Genomic DNA, 20,935 nt, shown 5'->3' with positions numbered 1-20,935 from the left:
AGGTCGTTGGTGACGCCGGTCCCACGGATCACGACGTGGAGGTGATGGGTGCCAGCCGAGGGGCGGCGAGACGCACGTAGTCGTCGGTGGCCAACGCGATCGAGCGGTCCAGCCGGGCCGCGTTGAAGAACAGCTCCGGCGCGTCGAGCAGCGCTGGGTCCGCGATGAGTTCCAGCCGGGGGTGGTAGCTGAACGGAAGCACGGTTCCGCTCACGCTGCCGGCCAGTTCCTCCGCCTTGTCCTTGCTCGCGAAGGTCACATACGTCCCGTCCAGGAGCGCCTTGACGGCCTGCAGGTCCAGCCGGGCGTCACCGGGCACCACGGCCAGCGCGTAGCGGGTCTGCTTCTTGCCGATCTTGACCATGACGATCAGGCACTTGGCGGCCGATGCGACGTCGTGCCCGCGAAGGGCGCTGACCAGGTCGGTGCGCCCTTCCGGCGCATGGTCGATCAGCCGGTAGCGCGCCTCGGCGCTCTCCAGATCCGTGATCAGGCGCTCGTACAGGTCCGTAGCCGGTACGGGCACCTCGACGTCGGCCGACAGATCACCAGTCACCGCTCAACAACTCCTTCGCCTCCGCGATACGGGCTTCGTTGCGTTGGTAGAACACCCACTGCTTGATCTTCTTGCCGTGGACCAGCCCGGCCTGGCTGAGGATCTTGAGGTGTCCGCCGCAGGTCGGCTGGCTCACTCCGAGCTTCTCGGCGATGAACAGCGAACACACGCCGTCACGAACCAGGTCGCCGTCGCGCTGCGCCGGGAAGTGCTGCTCGGGGTCCCGCAACCACTCCAGGATCAGCAGACGCTTGTCGTTGGCCAGCGCCTTGACCAGTTCCACGTCGATCACAAAGGAAGTATGGCAATTAGCTAATTGCCTGTCTAGCCGAACGGGGCTTGCCTCTGACGTACGGGTCAGGGGATAGCGTCGCGGCGCCTTATGGCTTACTGCGTCCACTCGTTCCAGGAGCGTTCGATGTCACAACTGCCCTCAACCTCCCGTGAGGTCCGCCTCGCGACTGTTCCGGCCGGGCTGCCGCGGGCGGAGGACTTCGAAGTCGTCGAGGTGCCGCTGCCGGTACCCGGCGACGGCGAGGTGCTCGTCCGGAACCGGTTCTTCCATGTGTTCGCGGCGCTGCGGACCTTGCTCGGGGGCAGCGTGGAGGGAACGCCGTTCCCACCGATTCTGCCCGGGGACACGCTGTTCGGAGCGGCGATCGGCGAGGTCGTCACCGCCCCGGACGGCAGTGGCCTGCGGCCCGGCGACCTGGTCTCCCACTGGCTGGGCTGGCGCGAGCACGCCGTCCTGGCCGCCGCGGACTGCGCCCCTCTGGGCGACGTGCTGCCCGATCCGGTCGCGCATCTGGCGCAGGGACGGACCGCGTACGGGGCGCTGACCCGGGGCGTGAAGGTCAGGCCGGGCGACACGGTGTTCGTCTCCGGCGGAGCCGGGTCCGTGGGGTCGCTGGCCGGTCGGATCGCGCGGCTGCTGGGGGCCGAGCGGGTGGTCGGCAGCACCGGGTCGCCGGAGAAGGCGAAGCGGATGGTCGCCGAGCTGGGCTACGACGCGGCCGTCGTACGCGGGGAGGGGCCGCTGGCCGAGCAGCTGGCCGCGGCGGCGCCCGGCGGCATCGACGTCCTCTTCGACAACGTCGGTGGCGAGGACCTGCGCGCCGCGGTCGCGGCGGCCCGTACGGGTGCGAGGTTCGTGCTGGTCGGTGCGCTGTCGGGGCAGCTGGCGAAGGACGGATCCGGGACCTCGGCGCCTGTGGAGCTGGACGTCTACCAGCTGATACTCAAACAGATCACGATGCGCGGGTACAGCGCCATGGGCGACCCGGAGGTGCAGGCGGAGTGGATCGACCGGTTCGGCGGGTGGCTGCGTTCCGGTGCCATCGATTTCCCGTACGTCCGCGTCGAGGGCATTGAGCGGGCGCCGCGGGCGTTGCACGAGACAATGACCGGGCGGCATCTGGGCACCGTCGTGGTGGCCTTGTAGGAGCGGAGGACGAATGCGGATCGGCGACGCGGCGGCAGCGGCGGGAACGACGCCCAGGGCGCTACGCTTCTACGAGCAGAACGACCTGCTGCCGCCGCCTCGCCGTACCGCGGCCGGGCAGCGCGAGTACGGCCCGCGGGACGTGGCCCGCGTCCGCGTGATCCGCGAGCTGCTGTCGGTGGGGCTGACCGTCGCGGACGTACGCGAATGCCGGGATCGCCTGGATCTGCTGGTGGGGGACACGCTCCCGCCGTACGGAGGGCCGGGAGCCTGCGCGCGCCCCAGCGGGATCGCGCATCGCCGGCTCGACTCCCTCGACGCGGAGATCGCCCGGCTGACGCGGCTGCGCGAGCGCCTGGCGGCCCGGATCGAGGCGGGGACGACGGAACCGGCGCGGTCCTGATCTCAGTCCTGGCCGACGCGGAGCGTGGCGTGCACCGATCCGGTGTCCGGGTCCTCCCAGATCATGGCGCCTAGGGTGCGGAGGGCCGCCACGGCGGCGGCGTTGGAGATGTGGGTCTCCGCGATGATCGCGTGGGCCCCGTGGGTCCGCGCCTCGTCGATCAGCAGGCGGAACGCCTCGGTGCTGTAGCCCTTCCCGCGGGCGGAGCGGCCCAGCCAGATGTTCGCCTGTACGGCGCCGGGCGCCTCGGCGGGGATGATCCGCGCCGCACCGACGAGCTGCCCGTCGACCAGCACGGCGTAGGCCGCGCCGTCCGCCGGCCGGTGATGTTCGCGGAAGGCGGCCCGGCGCGCGTCCGTCCACCGCGGCGCCCCGGGAAGGCTCGGCATCACCTCGTGCGGCTCGGTATCGACGGCCGCCAGGTCGAGCAACCTCGGCAACAGGTTCTCATCGACCGGTTGCAGCGTGACAGTGCTCATACTTGCAGCCTGCCAGGTGCCGGGCGTGGTGACGTGGCGACACGGCCTGGGAGCCGTCACTTCCGCCAGATCAGGACGAGCGCGCAGTCGTCGTCGCGGGCGGCGGCCATCTCGGTGACGAGCTCGGTCGCCCCCTCTTTGAAGCCGCTGGGCACGAGGCTCTCGACGGCGCCGAGCAGCCGGTCGATGCCGGCGTCCAGGTCGCGTCCCGGCGCCTCGACGAGGCCGTCGGTGTAGAGCAGCAGCGCGTCGCCCGGGCCGAGCACGCCGCGCTCGGGTTCGGAACTCATCTCGGGAACGACGCCGAGCACGACGCCCTTGGCGGAGCTGACCCGCCACGTGCCGCTGCCCGCGTTGAACTGCACGGCGGGCGGATGGCCGGCCGACTCGACGGTGTACTCGCCGCTCTCCAGATCGATGGTGAGATGGACGGCGGTGACGAACCCCTCGTCCCATCGCTGGCGCTGCAGGTAGGCGTTGCAGGCCGACAGGAACCGCTCCGACTCCAGTGACCCGAGCAGCCCACCGAACGCGCCGGACAGCATCAGCGCGCGGGTGCCGGCGTCGACGCCCTTGCCGGACACGTCCACCAGCGCGACCTCGAGCGTCTGCTCGTTGCAGACCGAGACGAAGAAGTCACCGCCGAACGACGAACCGCCGGCCTGGAGCAGCACCACCGTGGAATCCCAGCCGGGCGGCAGATTCGGCATCTCCCCGTGGCGGCGCAGCCGGTCGCGGAGTTCGAGCAGCATCTGCTCGCCCCGTAGCCCCTTCACGCCGAGTTGCTCACGGCTGCGGGCCAGCACCGTCGCCAGGACGGCCGTGACGATGATCGTCGCGATGACGCCCGGGCCGACGCGCGAGAACCCCATGGCGATCGCGTCGTACAGCAGCGCGGCGGCGACCGCGCCGAGGAGGATGCCGAGGCTGCGGACGCGCAGCATGAGACCGCCGGCCAGCACGGTCAGGACGACGGCGCTGGGCGAGAACCAGGTCTGCGACGTGGGCGCAGAGATCCCGATGACCACCGTGACGGTGATCAGGGCGATGAGGGCGTTGCGGTCCTGCATGAGCTGACCGCGCTGGAGCCACTGGTACAGCCGCACGAGAACGGGGATCCGGCGCAGGAAGCGACGGACCCTCGGCGGCAGGAACTGGACCAGGCGGCTAAGCATGATGCGGGCACTGTACCGAGCATCGCCTGGTCCGCGCTCAGGGCCGCCGGGCCGGATCGAGGTCTCGGCCGTCCGAAAACCCGCTGGACGGCCCGGTCGGCGCCTCGCCACGCCCACCGGGGAACGGCCGTCCACCCTGCGCGTGTTTTCGGGCCGGGTATCGAGGGGAGACCTAAAAGATCATCGGATCTTTCGGAGGTGGCGGATGGGACAGGGCATGCGTCTTTCGGTCGACGCGGCGATGCGGGCCCGCGATGTCTCACGCGCCCGTACGGAGGACAAGGCGCCGAACCCTCCGGCCGAAGCACCCCAGCCCGTCAAGCCCCGGAGGGGAGAGAAGCGGCGGCTGGCCAAGCGCCGCGCCGCCGCGCGCCTCTGAGATACGTCAGTCCGGCAGGCGGGGAAGGTCACCCGTCTGCTCGTAGGCGGTCAGCATGGCGATACGCCGGACGTGGCGCTCCTCGCCGGAGAACGGTGTGTCGACGAAGATCCCGACGAACCGGGTGGCCTCGTCGATCGGGTGCATCCGCGCACCGACGCTGATGACGTTCGCGTCGTTGTGCTCCCGGCCGAGCCGGGCGGTCTCGTCGTTCCAGGCCAGCGCGGCGCGTACGCCGGGGACCTTGTTCGCGGCGATCGCCTCGCCGTTGCCGGAGCCGCCGATGACGACGCCGAGCGAGCCGGGGTCGGCGGCGGTCCGCGCCGCCGCGTCCATGACGAACGGCGGGTAGTCGTCCTGGCCGTCGTACTCCTTCGGACCGCAGTCGACCGGCTCGTGCCCCTTCTCGGCGAGCCACCCGATCAGGTGCTGCTTCAGTTCGTACCCCGCGTGGTCGGAACCGAGATAGACGCGCATGCCGCAAAGTCTGTCAGGTCGGTCCCGTCGCGCGTACGGCCGGGGCCTCGCGTCGCGCCTGGACTTCCGGCCGCGAGTCCGCTCCGGAACTGAGAGCCCTCCGAGCCGTAGGGCCTTGACCTCCAGGAACTCCTCCAGGCAGTGGCGGCCGCGAGGCGTCCGGGTGACGGATGTGGACCCCCACTGTTGCAAGTACTTTGCAACAAGGATTCAATGGCGGTAGCCCACAGGCCCGAGCGAGGAGGATCCATGACGACGGTGCAGTCCGCGACGCGCACCCGCCTTGGGCGGGCGGAGTGGGGACGCCTCGCCGGGATGGCCGGCTTCGTGGCGCTGCTACACGTGGTCGGCTGGGGGATCCTGCTGTTCCTGGTCGTACCTGGGCATTACCACCTCGGTGACGGCAAGCTGTTCGGCGTCGGGATCGCGCTGACGGCCTACACGCTGGGCATGCGGCACGCGTTCGACGCGGACCACCTCGCCGCGATCGACAACACCACCCGCAAGCTGATGTCCGACGGCCAGCGCCCGGTGTCGGTCGGGTTCTGGTTCTCGCTCGGGCACTCCTCGGTGGTGTTCACCGCCTGCGTGCTGCTCGGCTTCGGCATCAAGGCGCTGTCCAACGGCGTCGCCGACGAGCACTCCGGACTGCACCAGATCACCGGGACGATCGGCCCGACCGTGTCTGGAACGTTCCTCGCCATCATCGCGATCATCAACCTGGTGATCCTCCTGGGGATCGTGAGGGTGTTCCGCGAGATGCGGGGCGGCGCCTACGACGAGGCGGCGCTGGAAGAGCAGCTGAACAACCGCGGCTTCATGAACCGCTTCCTCGGCCGCTTCACCAAGGCGATCACCAAGCCGTGGCAGATGTACCCGCTGGGCTTCCTGTTCGGACTGGGCTTCGACACCGCCACCGAGGTCGGGCTGCTGGCCATGGCCGGCTCCGCAGCGGCCGCGAGCTCGCTTCCCTGGTACGCGATCCTCTGCCTGCCGATCATCTTCGCGGCCGGCATGTCGCTGTGGGACAGCATCGACGGCACGTTCATGAACTTCGCGTACGGCTGGGCGTTCTCCAACCCGGTCCGCAAGATCTTCTACAACATCGTCCTGACCGGGATCTCGGTGGCGTTCGCCCTCGTCATCGGCGGCACCGAGCTGCTGCAGGTCGCCCAGGACCGGTTCGGGCTGCACGGGGCCTTCTGGGACTGGATCGCCGCCCTGGACCTCAACACGGCGGGTTTCGTGGTCACCGGCCTGCTGCTGGTGATCTGGGCGGGGGCCCTGGCGGTCTGGAAGTTCGGCCGCATCGAGCAGCGCTGGTCCGCCGCCCTGCAGGACTCCGACGCCTAAACCGGACAGTAAAGAGCGCTTTGCCCTAGTCGTCCGCCTATGTACGGACCGATCGCGGGCCCCTACGCTCGGCTTTCGTGAGTACCCCCGAGTCACAGCAGGCGCAGCCGCTGCCGGAGTCCGCACAATCCCGCCTGGCCGCATCGTCGCAGGGCCACCGTTGCTTCACCTCAGACCTGTCGGTGAACGAGTTCGTGCTCACCACCCAGGCCGGGTTCGAGCCGCTCGGCCTCGTGATGGGCACGTGCATTTACCACATCGGCACCCAGCCGACCCGGTGGAAGGTCAGCCAGGAGCTCCCCGTCCTGACCCAGGCCATGTACAACGCGCGAGAGCTGGCCATGGCGCGCATGGAATCCGAGGCCGACGTCCTCGGGGCCGACGGCGTGATCGGCGTCGAGATCCGGTCACGGAGGTACGCGCTGTCCGCCGACGTCATGGAGTTCGTGGCGGTCGGCACGGCCATCCGCGGCGACCGCAACCTGCGCACCCCCGCGGGCCGGCCCTTCACGTCGCACCTGTCCGGCCAGGACTTCTGGACCCTCGTCCAGCACGGCTGGGCGCCCCGCGCGATGGTGCTGGGCACCTGCGTCTACCACGTCGCCCACATGTCGTTCCGCCAGGTGCTCCAGGCGGCCGGGCAGAACACCGAGCTCGGGATCTACACCCAGGCGATCTATGACGCCCGCGAGCTCGCGATGGCCCGCCTGCAGTACGAGTGCCAGCAGGTGAGCGGTGACGGCGTCGTCGGCGTCACCGTGTCGGAGGACGACTGGATCTGGGGCGAGCACGCGGTGGAGTTCTTCTGCATGGGCACGGCGGTCAGCCGTTTCCGGCCCGATGCCCGCCCGGTGAACCCGACGATGACGATGCCGCTCACCGACTGAGCCGGCCACCTGGTGATCGTCCACTCCGGCCTGGGCAACCGGAGTGGACGATCAGCGCGACGGCGCCGTCAGTCGAAGATCGGGTCTCGGGTGCGGCTCCGCTTGAGCTCGAAGAAACCGTCCGTTCCCGCGACGAGACGGACGCCGTCCCAGAGCTTCGCCGCAGCCTCCCCGCGCGGGATCGGCGAGACGACGGGGCCGAAGAAGGACGCCCCTTCCACGGAGATCACCGGCGTGCCGACCTCGTAGCCGACCCGGTCCATGCCGTCGGTGTGCGAGGCGCGCAGTGCCTCGTCGTACTCGTCCGTGTCGGCGGCGTCCACGAGGGAACGGTCCAGACCGGCCGCCTCGAGGGCCTCCTCGATGACCTGGCGGGTTTCGGTCCGCCGCTCGTTGTGGAAGCGGGTGCCGAGCTCGGTGTAGAGCCGGCCGAGCACCTGCGGTCCGTACTTCTTCTCGGCCGCGATGGCCACCCGGACCGGCCCCCAGGCCTGCTTCATGAGCTCGAGGTACTTCTCCGGGAGGTCACGGCCCTCGTTGAGCACGGACAGGCTCATGACGTGCCACCGAACCTCGATCGGCCGAAGCCGCTCGACCTCGAGGATCCACCGCGAGGCGATCCAGGCCCATGGGCACTTCGGGTCGAACCAGAAATCCACCGGTGTGCGCTCGGTGTCGGTCACCGCAACCTCCCTGATCTACCGGCGCGTCCTCGCGGACCGCCGTCGAATGGCCGGAAGACCTCGCATCGAGGCCGCCGAGCCGTCTGCCTGGCCCCGGAAGTCACACCGACACCAGGCCCTCTACCCGGCAACCGCGGCATTTCGGTCGGCATTCCACATGAGAGTTCTCCCAGATCCGGGGGCATGATCACCATCTCGGGGTTAGATGTGTCCTGAGACGGCTCGCCGGTCGTACGACCGGGTATCGAGCCGTACGGTGGGGGAAGACAATGACGTCGCGAAACGAGGCGAGGAGTTCACTTGGCTGGCAATCTGACGCGCGATGAGGCGCGTGACCGCGCCCGGCTGCTGACCGTCGAGTCGTACAACGTCGACCTCGACCTGACGGCGGGGGCGGAGACGTTCGTCTCGGACACCACCATCAGGTTCGGCTGCGCCGAGCCGGGCGCGGCCAGCTTCGTCGACCTGCACGGCGCGACCGTCCGTGAGATCACCCTCAACGGTCAGCCGCTCGACCCCGGATCGTACGACCCGGACAAGGGCCGCATCCCGCTCCCCCGGCTCGCCGCCGAGAACGAGCTACGGGTTGTCTCCGACAACGCCTACTCGCGGACTGGTGAGGGACTGCACCGCTTCGTCGACCCGGTCGACCAGGAGGTCTACCTCTACACGCAGTTCGAGACCTGCGACGCCCACCGCATGTACGCCTGCTTCGACCAGCCCGACCTGAAGGCGAAGTTCGAGCTGGGCGTGACCGCGCCCGGGCACTGGCAGGTCATCACGAACAACGCCCCCGACAAGTCCGAGGGCGGCCGCTGGCACTTCCCGGCGACCCCCGGCATCTCCACCTACATCACCGCCCTGGTCGCCGGGCCGTACCACGTGGCGCGCGACGAGTACGCCGCCGACGACCAGCGCATCGCGCTCGGCGCCTACTGCCGGGCCAGCCTCGCCGAGCACTTCGACCCGGAGGCGATCTTCGAGGTCACCAAGCAGGGCTTCGACTTCTTCCGCAGGGTCTTCGCGCGGCCGTACCCGTTCGACAAGTACGACCAGCTGTTCGTGCCGGAGTTCAACGCCGGCGCGATGGAGAACGCCGGCTGCGTGACGTTCCTCGAGGACTACGTCTTCCGGTCGCGGGTCACCGACGCCGCCTATGAGCGCCGCGCCGAGACGATCCTGCACGAGATGGCGCACATGTGGTTCGGCGACCTCGTCACCATGCGCTGGTGGGACGACCTGTGGCTGAACGAGTCGTTCGCGACGTACATGAGCGTGCTCTGCCAGGCCGAGGCCACCCGGTGGAAGGGCGCCTGGACGACGTTCGCCAATCTGTGGAAGGCCTGGGCGTACCGCCAGGACCAGCTGCCCTCCACCCACCCGATCTCCGCCGACATCCCGGACATCCGGGCGGTCGAGGTCAACTTCGACGGCATCACGTACGCCAAGGGCGCGAGCGTCCTCAAGCAGCTCGTCGCGTACGTCGGACGCGACAACTTCATCAGCGGCGTCCGCAGCTACTTCGACCGGCACGCGTGGGGCAACACCTCGCTGTCCGACCTGCTCGACGCCCTCGAGGAGACCTCGGGCCGCGACCTGACCTCCTGGTCCAAGGAGTGGCTGGAGACGGCCGGCGTCAACACGCTGCGCCCGTCGTACGAGATCGACGACGAGGGCCGGTTCACCTCCTTCGCCGTCCTGCAGGAGTCGCCGGAGAACCACCCGACGCTCCGCTCGCACCGCGTGGCGATCGGCCTGTACGACCGGACGGACGAGGGCATCGTCCGCCGCAGGCGGGTCGAGCTCGACATCGTGGGCGGCCGTACGGAGATCGCCGAGCTGCTCGGCGAGCGGCGTCCCGACCTGGTGCTGGTCAACGACGACGACCTGACCTACGCCAAGGTCCGGCTCGACGAGCACTCGCTGCGCACGCTCGTCGACGGCATCGGCGAGATCACCGACGGCCTGCCGCGGGCGCTGTGCTGGTCGGCGGCCTGGGACATGTGCCGTGACGCCGAGCTCGCCGCCCGCGACTACGTCCGGCTCGTGCTGTCCGGCATTCGCGGCGTCACCGACATCTCGGTGGCGCAGACGCTGCTCCGTCAGGCCCGCCTGGCGACCTCGCAGTACGCCGACCCGGCGTGGCGCGACACCGGCTACCGCCTGCTGGCCGACGCGCTGCACACGCTGATGACCGAGGCCGAGCCCGGCTCGGACTGGCAGCTCACCTACACCCAGGCGTTCGTCTCGGTCGCCACCTCGGACGAGCACGTCGCGTACGTCCACGGCCTGCTCGACGGTTCGACGGTCCTCGAGGGCCTGGTCGTCGACACGGACCTGCGCTGGTCCCTGCTGCGGCGCCTCGTCGTCCGCGGCGTCGTCGGCGCGGACGAGATCGCCGCGGAGCTGCGCCGCGACCCGACCGCCGCGGGCGAGCGGCAGGCGGCCGCCGGCAACGCCGCGGTCCCGACGCCGGAGGCCAAGGCGGCGGCGTGGGAGCGGATCATCGGGGGCGAACTGCCCAACGCCGTCTACCGCGCCACGCTCGGCGGTTTCGTCGACACCGACGACATCTCCCTGCTCGAGCCGTACGTCGAGAAGTACTTCGCCGAGGTCGCCCGCGTCTGGTCGTCCTGGTCCAGCGACATGGCCAGCACGTTCGCCGAGAGCGCCTACCCGTTCCTGGTGATCGCACCGGCCACCATCGACCGGACCACCGCCTACATCGACGCGGAGAACCCGCCGCCGGCCCTGCGCCGGCTCCTCGTCGAGGGCCGCGACGGCGTGGCCCGCGCCCTGCGCGCCCGGGAGAAGGACCGCGCGAGCGAGTGAGTGAGACGTGCGGGCCGCAGGGCCCGCACGTCTACGTGAGAAAGGCCCGGCCGGTTCTCCGGCCGGGCCTTTCCGGTACCACTCAGTAAAGGGCGGTCGAGCGCTGGCGCTGCCGGGTGCCCAGAACGTGCTCGACGAGCGTGATGAGCACCTGCTTGACCGACTCCCGCTCCCGGGCATCGCAGGCGATCACCGGCACGTGGGATTCGAGGTCGAGCGCGCTCCTGACCGCCTCGATGTCGGGCTGGGGCGCGCCCTCGAAGCGGTTCAGCCCGACGATGAACGGCATGCCGCGCCGCTCGAAGAAGTCGATCGAGGAGAAGCAGTCGGCCAGGCGCCGGGTGTCGGCGAGGACGACCGCGCCGATCGCGCCCACGGCCAGTTCGTCCCACATGAACCAGAACCGCTTCTGTCCCGGGGTGCCGAACACGTAGAGGACCAGTCCGTCGCCGAGGGTGATACGGCCGAAGTCCATCGCGACGGTCGTGGTGGTCTTCTGCTCCACGCCGGAGGTGTCGTCGACGCCGACGCTCTGCGAGGTGAGCATCTCCTCGGTGCGCAGCGTCTGGATCTCACTGACCGTGTTGACCATGGTGGTCTTGCCGGCCCCGAATCCGCCCGCGACCAGCACCTTGACCGCGAGCTGGGTTCCCATCTGCATCTGAGTACGCGCCTTCGCTTTAGTGCGTGCCCTGGCGGGGCCGCGATGAGATGTGCTCGCCGACGCGTTTCACGAGGACGGCCATCTCATAGGTGATCACTCCGGGGTCGACATCCGTGTCGCTGAGCACGGCCAGGCAGGCGCCGTCACCGGCCGCAGTGACGAACAGGAACGCGTCCCGCATCTCGATGATGGTCTGCTGGACATTACCGCCATCGAACTGGCGTCGCGCGCCCTGGGCGAGGCTCTGGAAGCCGGCCGCCAGCGCCGAGAGGTATTCGGCGTCGGCGTGGGTGAGCCCGGCGGAGGCGCCCATCAGCAGACCGTCCGTGGACAGCACCGCCGCTCGTCTCACCTCGGGCACGCGTTCGACCAGCCCGTCGATCAGCCAGTCGAGATTGCCGGCCGAATCAGCCCGCTGGGGCGTCACTCGCATTCTCCTCTTCCTGCCGTTCTCCGCCGGTCCGTCGCCCGGCTCGTCGGGCGGGCCGCTTGGACCGGGGTCATCGCGGTCCGCCGCCATGATCCCACCGAGAGCTAAGCAAGATCCACGAAACTGAGTACGGATTTGTAACTACCGCACTAACGTTGCGGTGGTTTCGTCTTACTTGTAGCTATTCGACGTGAAAGATGGCGCGATGACGGACTGGCACACCCGCCCGGCCCTCCGGGCCGAACGGACTTCGGTGCAATGAGGACGCGCAGGCGGTCGATCCGGTTCGCCATCCTCGGCCTGCTCGTCGTTCCGCTCGTGTCACTGACGGCGTTGTGGGGATTCGCCGCACAGAACACCGCTGATGACGCCATCGAGAAGCGCAATCTCGACATCATCAACCGGCGGTACGGCGGCGCCGTCCAGCCCCTGTCTGTCAACCTCGCGCAAGAGCGGCTCCAGGCGGTCGTCTGGTTGAGCGGTGGCCGCAAGGCGTCACGCGACGCCCTGGACGAGCAACGCGGGCGGACGGACGCCTCCGTCGCGCGATTCGTGCGGACGACCGGTTCCGGATCTTTCCGCCGTACGCTGACCGCCGAGATGAAACAGCGTCTCGCCGCTCTCCTGGACAAGATCGGCGAGCTGAAGACCATCCGATCCGGCATCGATTCCGGCGCGATGGACAGGCTGGCCGCGTTGAACGCGTACGACGCCGTGTACGACGCGCAATTCGAGCTCTCCTATCTGGTCATCGCCGTCAGCGATCCGACGATCTACCGGCAGGCGTACCAGGTGATCGAACTGTCGCGCGCCCAGGAACTGGCCGCCCGGGAGCTCACGCTCGTCACCGGCACGCTCCTGGCGGGCGGCCGGATGAGCAGGGCGGAGCACGGCGTCTTCGCCACGATGGTGATCGAGCAGCGCTACCTGGAGAGGGACGGGCTCGCCCAGTTCGTCCCCGAGATCGGTACGCCGTTCCGCCGGCTGCTGGACTCGGCGGCCTACACCGACTTCAAGTCGCTGGAAGACCGGATCCTCGTGAGCCCCAGCGGGAAGAGACCGTTGAAGATCGACTCGGTCGCCTGGCGCTCCGCCGCCGATACGTTCGTCGGCGGGATGAACGAGGCCATCGACCAGGCCCGGCCGGTCGTCGCCCAGAAGTCGAAGCATCTCGGCGACTCCCTCATCAGGCGTCTCGCGCTCGTCGGAGGCGCAGGCCTGGCCGCCGTCCTCCTGTCGGCCTTCCTCATGCTCCGCTTCGGCCGGCGGATGACGCGGGAGCTCATCGGCCTCCAGAAGGCCGTGAGCGACCTCGCGGACCGGCGTCTGCCCGACATCGTCGGCCGGCTACGGCGAGGAGACGACGTGAACGTCGCGGACGAGGCGCCTCCGCTGGACATCGGCCGGACCGCCGAGGTCGCCAACGTCGCCGAGGCCTTCTCGACGACCCAGCGCACCGCCATCGAGGCAGCCGTCGGGCAGGCCACGCTCCGCAAGGCGGTCAACAAGGTGTTCCTCAACCTCGCTCGGCGCAACCAGGCACTGCTGCACCGCCAGCTGGCGATGCTCGACGCGCTCGAGCGCAAGGCCGCCGACCCGGACTCGCTCGAGGAACTGTTCCGGCTCGACCACCTCACGACGCGCATGCGCCGGCACGCCGAAGGACTGATCATCCTCTCCGGCGGGACCCCGGGCAGGGGCTGGCGCCACCCGGTGACCATGCTGGACGTACTCCGCGGCGCCATCGGCGAGGTCGAGGACTACACCCGCGTCGAGGTCGTCACGATGTCGGGCGAATTGATCGTCGGGGCGGCCGTCGCCGACGTCATCCACCTGGTGGCCGAGTTGGTGGAGAACGCCGTCTCCTTCTCCCCTCCCACCGCTCCCGTCGAGGTCGGCGCCGGACTCGTGGGCAACGGATTCGTGATCGAGGTCGTCGACCGCGGGCTCGGCATGAACGCGGAGAAACTCGCGGCGATCAACGAACGGCTCGCGAACCCTCCGGAGCCCGGAGTGGCCGACGGCGACCAACTCGGCCTGTTCGTCGTCGGCATCCTGGCCTCGCGCCACGGCATCAAGGTCTCCCTGGCCCCCAACCCGTACGGCGGTCTCACGGCGATCGCGCTCCTGCCGCACGGCCTTGTCGTCGCCGAGCACGAGGCACCGGCGCACGATATGGTCAACGATCATGGCGGGGACCCGGCGGCCGACGGCCTTGAGCGGCACGGCGGCAAGAAAATCGCCAGTGCGGCGACACTCCTGGGGGACTCCGTCGTACGGCCGCTGGAGGACCGGTACGACCCGTTGGAGCAGACCGGGCCACGGCGCGGCGGATCACGGCGCCGGCTCAGGAGAGTCGAGCCCCTCGGCGCGGATCCCGCCGAGCCCGTCGGCGCGGACGCTCGCGCCGGGCTCCCCGCCGGGGACAGGCCCCTCGAGCTCCCGGCCGGGGACGTGCCCGTCGAGCTTCCGGCCGGTAACACACCCGTCGAGCCTCTCGCCGAGGGGACAGCGGTCGAGGTCCACCGGCCGACCCGCTCGCCCGCGCCCGGACCGGTGTCCCCGGAGACCGGCCGAGGCGGCCGGGCGGATCGGGACGGTGCGGTGAACGCGGATCGCGTCGGCGTGCCGACCGCCGGAACACACGCCGGGATGCCACGTCGCATCCGACAGGCCAGCCTGCCACCCGAGCTGCGCGGCCCGGCCCCCACCGCGTCCCGCGGCGACCGAACGGCCTCGGACACCGTCCGGCCTGCCTCGGACGACGGCCGGCCGGTCGCCGGCAGACGGCCGGGTTCTGGCGGCGGGCCGGGTTCTGGCGGCGGGCCGGGTTCTGGCGGCGGCCGTTCCCCGGAACGGGCGCGCTCCATCATGTCGTCGATGCAGAACGGCTGGCGCCGCGGGCGTGCCGAAGATCCCGCGAAGGACACCTCGGACGGCGGTACCCCCGCGCCGGGCGACCATGAAGGTGAGTGATGGCACAGACGCACACGGCCGGCGACGTGCGCCGGCTGGTCGATGACCTGGTCCGCAGGGTCGGGGCGGTGGACCGCGCGGTGCTCCTGTCCCGGGACGGGCTCGTCGTCACGGGATCGTCCGGCATGGAGCGCGAGGACGCCGAGCACCTGGCCGCCCTCGTGGCCGGCGTCCAGGGGCTGGCCCGCGGCGCCTGCCGGCACTTCGAGGGCGGCGAACTGATGCAGACCGTCATCGAGATGGACTCGGTGTTCCTGTTCGTGCTGCCCGTCGGTGAGGACGCCTGCCTCGCCGCGCTGGCCGACGCCGACGCCGACGCGGGCGTCGTCGCGTTCGAGATGACGGAACTCGCCGAACGGCTCGGCGACCGGATGCCGGTCGAGCCCCGCCTGCCCGGCCGGGGTTCCGGCGTGGGATGAGCTCCGCATGAGCTCGCCGGAAGATCGATGGCTGGACCAGGCCGCGGGACCGGTCGTCCGCCCCTACACACTCACGCGTGGACGGACCCGGCCTCGCGGTGAGCCGATCGACCTCATCGCCGTCATCGAGGCGACCGATGCCCGGGTGCACGTACGGCTGCGGCTGAGCCCCGAACATCGCCGCCTGCTCGTGCTCTGCCGGCAGCCGGTCGCTCTGGCCGACCTGGCGTCGGAGATGGATCTCCCCGTCGACGTGGTCCGGGTGCTTCTCGATGACCTGCGCGACGAGCGCCTGGTCAGGGTGCTCGAGCCCACGCCGTCCGGCCTGCGGCCGGACGAATTCGTACTGAGGAAACTGCTGCATGGACTACGTGCCTTCTGACACGGCCGACTCCGGGAGGGCCGTGTCACCCTCGCCCGCGGACACCGAACGGCCGATCACGGCGAAGATCCTCATCGCCGGCGGATTCGGGGTCGGCAAGACCACACTGGTCGGCGCCATCAGCGAGATCCGTCCCCTGCGCACCGAAGAGGTCCTCTCCGACCGCGGGATCGGCGTCGATGACACGGTGGGCGTGGACGCCAAGACCACGACCACCGTCGCCATGGACTTCGGCCGCATCACTCTCGCCGACAACCTGATCCTCTACCTGTTCGGGACACCCGGGCAGCAGCGGTTCTGGTTCATGTGGGACGAGCTCGCCCACGGGGCGGTCGGAGCGGTCGTCCTCGCCGACGTCCGCCGCCTCGCCGACTGCTTCCCCGCCATCGACTACTTCGAGCATCGGGGCACTCCGTTCATCGTGGCGGTCAACCTGTTCGACGGCGCGGAGCGCAAGCACCCGGACGACGTCCGGATCGCCCTCGACCTCGACGACCACGTGCCGCTGATCCTCTGCGACGTCCGCAGCCGCGAGTCGGCCAAGCACGCCCTTGTGACGATGGTCGAGCACGTCCTCAGCGAAGTCTCCTGAACCCATCGCGTTCGGGGGGCTGGGGCGCGTCCGGTGGACAAAGATCCACCGGACAGGCCCCAGCTCGTACGGGCGCGGGCGGCGGTTGTCGGCGAGGCGTGGCAGAGTGAACGGGTGGAGACGGCACGCGAAGTACTCACGGCACTCGCCCGGCGCTACGCCTTCGGGGACCTCGCCGCGTTGTGCGAGGCGGGGGCGGCGGGTCTGCGACCGGACGTCACCGCCGAGGTCCGGCTGCTGTGCTCGTTCGGGCAACGGCTGATCGACCTGGACGCGGAGGACTTCGGCGTGCCCGAACGCACCGGAGATCCGGTCGTCGACGCCCACAAGGTGCCGGACGATCTGCTGGCCCGGGCCCGGGCCAGCAGGATGCCGCAGTCCGCCAAGGAGCGCACCCGCGGGGCGCTGCGGACGCTCCGCCCCGCGTACGGCCTGCTGCTCGAGGTGATCGAGGCGCGGTGGCGGCGCCGGGAGATGGCGGGCCTGGTCGCCGCGGTGCACATCGCCGCCGAATACCTCCCGCTGCTGGCCTGGGAGCCGGTCCTGGGTCACGCCGGCGACCCGGCGCTGCTGCCCGCGGCGGTCGGCGGCGCCGGCAGCCGGTTCGGCGTGATACCCGAGCCGGGGAAGCCTCGTGAGTGCGACCTGACGCGTCCCGAGCAGTCCGCCGCCGAGCGCGCGCTGCGAGTGGCCGGGGAGCCCGGTCCCGGCTGGCGCGCCTACCTCGACCGCCAGCACAGCACGCTGGCGTCCGCCCTCGGCCGCTGCGCCGCGTCGTGCCGTACGCCCTGCGACGTGGTCACACGTCTGTCCCCCGAGGTGCTGGACCCTCTGTCCGCCCGCTGCCGGCTCGCGCAGGAGTTCTCCGACGGCGCGCTCGTACGCCTGCGCCACGCCGCGCCCGTCGGGCACGGCTTCGGGGTGCCGAGCCAGGAGGAGGTCGAGGAGGCCTGGTCGCGCACCCGCCGGTCGGTCGGCAACCAGCCGCTCGGGCGGGCCGTGGCCGAGCCCAGCACCGTCTACTGCCTGCCGGGCCTGCCCGAGGTGTTCTCCGCCGCGGCCGGGCGCCCGATCCTGCCCGACACGCTGCTGCACGACGTCGCCGCGCACATCGTGGACGTCCTGGAACGCTAGGGCCTGCGCGGCACGCGGTGACGTTCAGCCGAGCACCGGGCCGAGGGCCGTCATCAGCCGTGGATGGCGGGGAAGGTCGTCGAGGAGCACCGGGTGGCCGACGGCGTCGGCGAGGGGGATCCGCCAGTTCGGGTACTCGTCGACCGTGCCCGGCTGGTTCTGCGTGCGTCGCTCACCGACCGCGTCCGCCAGCGACACGCCGACCAGCCTCGCCGGCGTCCGTGCGAGGAAGGCGTGCAGCGCCGCCGTCATGTCGGCCGTGTCCAGGCCGAGCGAGGTCAGCAGCTCCTTCCAGTCGCGCAGCGACGGATCCAGCTCGGCGTACTCCTCGGCCGCGGGCCGGGTGAGCAGGCCCAGTCGCTCGCGCAGTGCGATGTGGTCGCCGCCCAGGTAGCCCTCGATGGGCGGCATGTCGTGGGTGCCCACGGTCGCGAGGCACGGCTCCCGCCACTCCTCCGGCGGCAGCGGCGCGCCGCTCTCGTCGCGTTCGAACCACGCCATCGACGTGCCGAGTACCCCGCGCTCGGCGAAGACGTCGCGCATGTAGTCCGCCACGGTGCCGAGATCCTCGCCGATCACCACCGCTCCGGCCTCGTGCGCCTCGAACAGCAGCACGCCCAGCAGATCGCCGTACGGGTAGGAGACGTACGTCCCGTCGGCCGGGGAGGCGCCTCGCGGCACCCACCAGAGCCGGAACACCTGCATGGCGTGATCGAGGCGCAGCCCGCCGGCGTGCCGGAGCACGTGGCGGAGCATGTCGCGGTACGGCGCGTAACCCGCCGCCGCGAGCCGCTGCGGGTGCCAGGGCGGCTGGCCCCAGTCCTGGCCGCGCTGGTTGAACTCGTCCGGCGGCGCGCCCACGCTCATCCCGGACGCGAACAGGTCCTGGTACGCCCACGCGTCCGCCCCACCGGGGTCGACCCCGACGGCCAGGTCGTGAACGATCCCCAGCCCCATGCCGGCCTCGCGAGCCGCGCCCTGCGCCGCGCCGAGCTGCTCGTCCAGCCACCACTGCAGCCGGCGGTGGAACTCCACACGGTCGGCGCGCAGCTCGCGCTCGACGGCGACCGCCGCCGAGCGGGGGTCGCGCAGGTCGGCCGGCCAGGCGGGCCAGTAGGCCCCGTGCTCCTCCGCCAGCGCGCACCAGGTCGCGAACGCGGTCAGCGCCTCGCCCTGGCGCTCCCGGAACGCGGCGTACGCCGCCGCGCGTTCCGGTGCGAGAGGCACCTCGGCGAGGAGGTCCAGCGCCGCCCGCTTGGCCGTCCACGCCGCGTCGCGGTCGATCTCGCCGGTCGTACGGGACCGGGCCCGCTCCGGCGCGGCCAGTTCCTCGATCCGGCCTCGCGTCTCGGGGTCGGCAGCGGCGTACTCGGGCACCTCCTCCGGCCGGAGATACAGGGGGCTGGTGAAGCGGCGGCTCATCGGCAGGTACGGCGACGGCCGGATCGGCGGGGCCGGCTCTCCCGCGTGCAGCGGGTTGACCAGGACGAACCCCGCACCGAGCGCGCCGCCGCTCCACGTCGCCAGCTCCCGCAGGTCGGCGAGGTCGCCGATCCCCCACGAGCGGCTCGACCGCACGGAGTACAGCTGGGCCATCAGGCCCCAGGAGCGCTCGCCGGGGTCCGGGGCCCGCGACGGCGCGACCAGCAGCGGCGCCATTTCCTCCCGGTCGCCGCGCCGGGCCCGTACCCGATGCCACCCGAGCGGCGTGTCCGCCGGCAGCCGGTACGCCGCGCGCAACCCGGCCGCCTCCGCCGATGTGGCCGGCGGCCTTTCGGCCCCGGGCGCCGGCTCCCAGCGACCCACGGACACCGCCGGTCCAGCCCCAGCGCCGCCCGGCGGCACCGAGGCACTCGACCCGGGTCCGGCCGGGTCGAGGGGCAGCTCTCCGCCGGTCGCGAGCTCGATCCACACCTCGGCGTCGTCCGCCGCGAGGAGGTCCTCGCCCGCGAAGACGACGGCGGTGGGTGGGAGCAGCCGGGCGCGGCTCTCGGTTTCGATCCGCTCCAGCTCGCGGCGTACGGCCTCCGGCGAGGAGACGTCCGCGCCCAGGGCGGTGAGGACGGCCGTGATCGTCGTGACGGGGACGCCGGCCGGCCGGCCGCGCCAGTCCGTATAGGAGGTCTCGACGCCGTACGCGGCGGCCAGCGCGTTCAGCTCCTCGATGTCCTCGCCCACGACGTCCCCTCTCCTCGGCCCCGCGTCCGGTTCCTGCCACGTCGCTATGCCCGGGTGGATCAGTCCCAAATCGGCGGACGGCGGTCCGCCCACGGACGGGCCTCCTCCAGCTGCGCCGAAAGTGCGATCAGCGTCGCCTCGTCGCTCGTCCGGCCGACCAGCATGACGCCGATCGGCAGGCCGCCGTCGGTCCAGTGCAGCGGGACGTTCACCGCGGGCTGGCCGGTGACGTTGTAGACCGAGGTGAACGGGGTGAAGCGCTTCTGCCGCTCGAAGTTCTCCGCGGGGTCGACCTCTTCGAAGTATCCGATGGGGACGGGCGGCTGCGCGAGGGTCGGGTGCAGGATCACGTCGTAGCCTTCGAGGACCGGCAGCTGTCCCCGTACGGCCGCCTGCAGCGTCGCCTGGGCGTGCAGCAACTCGTACGCGCTGATCGCCTGGCCGCGTTCGCGCAGCCACCGGGTGAGCGGGCGCAGCCGCTCCTCGCGCTCGGGCGGGACCGGGGTGAGCGTGGCCATCGCCGCCCAGAGGGTCTCGAAGTGCGGCATCAGTTCGCCGTTCCACGGCGGGTCGATGTCCTCGACCTCGTGGCCGAGCTCCGCCAGCAGTGCGCTGGCGGCCTCGTAGGCGGCGAGGCAGTCGGGATGGACCTCGGCGCCCGGCACCGGGGGCACCGCGCTGCGGCCGATGCGCAGCCGCCCCGGCGCCCGGTCGGCGGCCTCGAGGAAGGTGCCCTCGGGCGGCGCCGCGCGGTACATGTCGCCTGGAGCGTTCCCGGCCATGACGTCGAGGAGGAGGGCGGCGTCCCGTACGGTCCGGGTGATGGGGCCGCTGGTCGCCAGGCCGACGAGGTCGGGGACGATGGGTCCCTGGCTGATACGGCCGCGCGTCGGCTTGATCCCGAACAGGCCGCAGACGCTGGCCGGGATCCGGATGGACCCGCCCCCGTCGCTGCCGTGCGCGGCCGGGGCGAGCCCGGCGGCGACCGCGGCGGCGGCGCCCCCACTGGAGCCTCCCGCGGAGCGTTCGACGTCCCAGGGTGTGCGCGCGGGCGGCGCGACGGCGTTCTCGGTATAACAGGGCAGTCCGAATTCCGGCGTATTGGTCTTCCCCAGAAGAATCGTGCCCGCCTCACGCAGAAAAGCGACGACGTTGTCGTCACCGAATGCGGTGAAGTCGTCATAGGCCGCCGAGCCGAGCGTCGTCCGTACGCCCTTGACCATGTTGAGGTCCTTGACGGGGAGGGGAACGCCGAGCAGTGGCGGACCGTCGCCCGCCATCAGCGCCCGTTCTGCGGCCTTGGCCTGGTCACGCGCCAGATCGGCGGTCACGGTGACGTAGGCGCCGACCTGGTCCCCCAGGCGGTCGATGCGCTCGAGGTAATGCTCGACGACGTCGACGGGTGAGAGCTCGCGGCTGCGGATCGCGGCCGCCTGGTCCCGCATGCTGAGATGGTGAATATGCGTCACAAGTGAAAACGGTACGCCCACCGAAA

The 20,935-nt window shown here is 71.0% G+C and carries 21 protein-coding genes; 11 read left to right on the top strand and 10 right to left on the bottom strand.

From position 1 onward, the window contains the following. Positions 1–28: 28 nt before the first annotated feature. Both AB0I04_RS42210 and AB0I04_RS42205 read right to left on the bottom strand, forming a co-directional pair. Positions 29–556, bottom strand: coding sequence for a YbaK/prolyl-tRNA synthetase associated domain-containing protein (locus AB0I04_RS42210; protein ID WP_360898098.1), 528 nt, complete (start codon positions 554–556; stop codon positions 29–31). Continuing rightward, complete coding sequence (locus tag AB0I04_RS42205) at positions 546–848, bottom strand: ArsR family transcriptional regulator (RefSeq protein WP_360898096.1); 303 nt, start codon at positions 846–848, stop codon at positions 546–548. Before AB0I04_RS42205 ends, AB0I04_RS42210 begins: the two co-directional genes overlap by 11 nt. 126 nt (positions 849–974) lie before the next feature. Between AB0I04_RS42205 and AB0I04_RS42200 the strand changes: the two genes are divergently transcribed. Continuing rightward, on the top strand, positions 975–1,997 hold the full coding sequence (locus AB0I04_RS42200; RefSeq protein WP_360898094.1) for an NADP-dependent oxidoreductase: 1,023 nt from the start codon (positions 975–977) through the stop codon (positions 1,995–1,997). Between the two features lie 13 nt (positions 1,998–2,010). Further along, positions 2,011–2,400, top strand: coding sequence for a MerR family transcriptional regulator (locus AB0I04_RS42195; RefSeq protein ID WP_360898092.1), 390 nt, complete (start codon positions 2,011–2,013; stop codon positions 2,398–2,400). A gap of 2 nt (positions 2,401–2,402) precedes the next feature. Here the strand turns inward: AB0I04_RS42195 and AB0I04_RS42190 are convergent, their stop codons facing one another. Both AB0I04_RS42190 and AB0I04_RS42185 read right to left on the bottom strand, forming a co-directional pair. Then, the gene (locus tag AB0I04_RS42190) at positions 2,403–2,879 is read right to left on the bottom strand and encodes a GNAT family N-acetyltransferase (protein ID WP_360898090.1); all 477 of its coding nucleotides are present in this window, start codon (positions 2,877–2,879) and stop codon (positions 2,403–2,405) included. A gap of 56 nt (positions 2,880–2,935) precedes the next feature. After that, positions 2,936–4,054 (bottom strand): PP2C family protein-serine/threonine phosphatase, encoded by a 1,119-nt coding sequence (locus tag AB0I04_RS42185; RefSeq protein WP_360898088.1) that lies wholly within the window; start codon positions 4,052–4,054, stop codon positions 2,936–2,938. Between the two features lie 217 nt (positions 4,055–4,271). Here AB0I04_RS42185 and AB0I04_RS42180 point away from each other — a divergent pair, with 217 nt between their 5' ends. Further along, positions 4,272–4,433: a hypothetical protein gene (locus AB0I04_RS42180; protein ID WP_360898086.1), complete on the top strand. Its 162-nt coding sequence runs from the start codon at positions 4,272–4,274 to the stop codon at positions 4,431–4,433. Positions 4,434–4,439: 6 nt separating this feature from the next. Here the strand turns inward: AB0I04_RS42180 and AB0I04_RS42175 are convergent, their stop codons facing one another. Then, positions 4,440–4,910 (bottom strand): ribose-5-phosphate isomerase, encoded by a 471-nt coding sequence (locus AB0I04_RS42175; RefSeq protein WP_360898084.1) that lies wholly within the window; start codon positions 4,908–4,910, stop codon positions 4,440–4,442. A 249-nt stretch (positions 4,911–5,159) separates the two neighbouring features. Between AB0I04_RS42175 and AB0I04_RS42170 the strand changes: the two genes are divergently transcribed. Both AB0I04_RS42170 and AB0I04_RS42165 read left to right on the top strand, forming a co-directional pair. Next, the gene (locus AB0I04_RS42170; RefSeq protein ID WP_360898082.1) at positions 5,160–6,263 is read left to right on the top strand and encodes a HoxN/HupN/NixA family nickel/cobalt transporter; all 1,104 of its coding nucleotides are present in this window, start codon (positions 5,160–5,162) and stop codon (positions 6,261–6,263) included. A gap of 77 nt (positions 6,264–6,340) precedes the next feature. Beyond that, positions 6,341–7,150: a heavy metal-binding domain-containing protein gene (locus AB0I04_RS42165; RefSeq protein ID WP_360898080.1), complete on the top strand. Its 810-nt coding sequence runs from the start codon at positions 6,341–6,343 to the stop codon at positions 7,148–7,150. 68 nt (positions 7,151–7,218) lie between these two features. Here the strand turns inward: AB0I04_RS42165 and AB0I04_RS42160 are convergent, their stop codons facing one another. After that, a complete protein-coding gene (locus tag AB0I04_RS42160; protein WP_360898078.1) occupies positions 7,219–7,833 on the bottom strand; it encodes a DsbA family protein in 615 nt (204 codons plus the stop codon). A gap of 300 nt (positions 7,834–8,133) precedes the next feature. Here AB0I04_RS42160 and pepN point away from each other — a divergent pair, with 300 nt between their 5' ends. Continuing rightward, the gene (gene pepN / locus AB0I04_RS42155; protein ID WP_360898076.1) at positions 8,134–10,665 is read left to right on the top strand and encodes an aminopeptidase N; all 2,532 of its coding nucleotides are present in this window, start codon (positions 8,134–8,136) and stop codon (positions 10,663–10,665) included. Positions 10,666–10,747: 82 nt separating this feature from the next. On the opposite strand, the gene AB0I04_RS42150 is transcribed toward pepN, so the two are convergent. Further along, positions 10,748–11,326: an ATP/GTP-binding protein gene (locus tag AB0I04_RS42150; protein ID WP_360898074.1), complete on the bottom strand. Its 579-nt coding sequence runs from the start codon at positions 11,324–11,326 to the stop codon at positions 10,748–10,750. 19 nt (positions 11,327–11,345) lie between these two features. Further along, a complete protein-coding gene (locus AB0I04_RS42145) occupies positions 11,346–11,756 on the bottom strand; it encodes a roadblock/LC7 domain-containing protein (protein WP_360898072.1) in 411 nt (136 codons plus the stop codon). A 261-nt stretch (positions 11,757–12,017) separates the two neighbouring features. Between AB0I04_RS42145 and AB0I04_RS42140 the strand changes: the two genes are divergently transcribed. From AB0I04_RS42140 to AB0I04_RS42120, 5 genes are read left to right on the top strand one after another with little or no spacing between them, the layout of a single operon-like run. Further along, positions 12,018–14,735 (top strand): nitrate- and nitrite sensing domain-containing protein, encoded by a 2,718-nt coding sequence (locus AB0I04_RS42140; protein WP_360898070.1) that lies wholly within the window; start codon positions 12,018–12,020, stop codon positions 14,733–14,735. Next, positions 14,735–15,154 (top strand): roadblock/LC7 domain-containing protein, encoded by a 420-nt coding sequence (locus AB0I04_RS42135; protein WP_360898068.1) that lies wholly within the window; start codon positions 14,735–14,737, stop codon positions 15,152–15,154. The genes AB0I04_RS42140 and AB0I04_RS42135 overlap by 1 nt, the downstream gene beginning before the upstream one ends. A gap of 7 nt (positions 15,155–15,161) precedes the next feature. Then, a complete protein-coding gene (locus tag AB0I04_RS42130; RefSeq protein ID WP_360898066.1) occupies positions 15,162–15,536 on the top strand; it encodes a DUF742 domain-containing protein in 375 nt (124 codons plus the stop codon). Beyond that, a complete protein-coding gene (locus tag AB0I04_RS42125) occupies positions 15,517–16,128 on the top strand; it encodes an ATP/GTP-binding protein (RefSeq protein WP_360898064.1) in 612 nt (203 codons plus the stop codon). The genes AB0I04_RS42130 and AB0I04_RS42125 overlap by 20 nt, the downstream gene beginning before the upstream one ends. A gap of 33 nt (positions 16,129–16,161) precedes the next feature. Continuing rightward, positions 16,162–17,262, top strand: coding sequence for a hypothetical protein (locus AB0I04_RS42120; RefSeq protein ID WP_360898062.1), 1,101 nt, complete (start codon positions 16,162–16,164; stop codon positions 17,260–17,262). A gap of 24 nt (positions 17,263–17,286) precedes the next feature. Here the strand turns inward: AB0I04_RS42120 and malQ are convergent, their stop codons facing one another. Continuing rightward, positions 17,287–19,440 carry a 4-alpha-glucanotransferase gene (malQ, locus tag AB0I04_RS42115; RefSeq protein ID WP_360898060.1) on the bottom strand — a complete coding sequence of 718 codons (2,154 nt, stop codon included), beginning with the start codon at positions 19,438–19,440 and terminating at the stop codon, positions 17,287–17,289. A 59-nt stretch (positions 19,441–19,499) separates the two neighbouring features. Next, a complete protein-coding gene (locus tag AB0I04_RS42110) occupies positions 19,500–20,909 on the bottom strand; it encodes an amidase (protein ID WP_360898058.1) in 1,410 nt (469 codons plus the stop codon). Between the last annotated feature and the right edge of the window lie 26 nt (positions 20,910–20,935).

Origin of the sequence: Actinoallomurus sp. NPDC050550, from assembly GCF_040655075.1 — a bacterium.
Taxonomy (GTDB): Bacteria; Actinomycetota; Actinomycetes; order Streptosporangiales; family Streptosporangiaceae; genus Actinoallomurus.
Note: the sequence above shows the minus strand (reverse complement) of the source record. Positions and strands in the feature narration are given on the sequence as shown.